1 pseudogene is annotated in these 1,102 nt (G+C 63.5%); it reads right to left on the reverse strand.

The features are described from left to right. Positions 1–266, reverse strand: a pseudogene (locus AB0B96_RS40845) (hypothetical protein); the annotation flags it as partial. Positions 267–1,102 lie beyond the last annotated feature (836 nt).

The raw sequence follows: 1,102 nt of genomic DNA on the forward strand, positions 1-1,102 counted from the left end.
GGCTTGCCGTCGGGGGTGTAGCCACCACCGGCGTTGAGCTTCGGCGTGGCCTTGGTCTCCCAGGTGTAGGGGGTGGCCTTGGCCAGGTTGTTCGTCGCGCCGTTCGCCGCGAGCCAGAACTCGGCGACGTCGACCGCAGACGGGGCGTCCTTGGCCATGGTGTCGTAGGCCCAGTCCGGGGCGGCGTTGGCGGTGCCGGCCAGACCAGCGGCCAGCAGACCGGTGGCCAGGATGGCGCCACCGGCGGGGAGGAGAATGCGCTTCAAGGGGAACTCCTTGGTCTGATGTGGAACGCCTCTTGCGTCCCATGCGTCAGTAAAGGGATTGCCAGAAACATACAGCGCCGATCTTGAGCACCGGAAGCCGGTTTGGGGATCAAAGACTTCCTTGATCGTTTCGATGCCATTCTGTGATGTTTGGACTCCTGTGAAGCCGATGTGGGAGTTGGGGGATCATCGATGGGTTTACGCAGATAGTCGTAATCTTGTTGTTGAAGTGACGGATGTTTCGTGACTGATCGGATACATTCCGTTACCAATCATATGTGACGCAGATCACATCAATTTGATGGCACCGATTCTGTGGGAGTCGCGTCTAAAGAGCCGTCGATTCGCGCTCCGGGCTCTCGGATGGACCGGACGGCATGCGAAACGCATGCGAAAAGCCCTCCCTCCCCGCGCCTCCGGTAAGGGCTTGATCCTTTCGCTGCCGGGCGTGGCCGCAGGAGCGGGGTTTCCGGCCTGGAGGATCCGGTCCCGGCTGAGAACGCGATGTGGCCGCTGCGGAGACGGGATGATCACCGCGACGGGATGATCATCGCCCAGGAGCGCGTGAGACATCGCGAGGGCACATCCGCGATCTCCGGGAACCCGTCGGATCCGGCACCGCAGGGAATTCCGACGGACGACACCCGCGACCGGACAGCATCCCGACAACGTCGAAGGGCCCGGCACCTGCCGGGCCCTTCGACGTATGTGCGGGACGGTCGCCGCTTCCGCGACGTATCCCGGTGGGGGAATGGCCGAGGGGGGTCCGGCTGGTGCCGGACCCCCCTCGGGTGATGCTTTGGGTGGAGCTGGTGTTGCTGTGGGTCTGAGGTTTG

The sequence above is a fragment of the Streptosporangium sp. NPDC049046 genome, from assembly GCF_040649155.1.
Taxonomy (GTDB): Bacteria; Actinomycetota; Actinomycetes; order Streptosporangiales; family Streptosporangiaceae; genus Streptosporangium.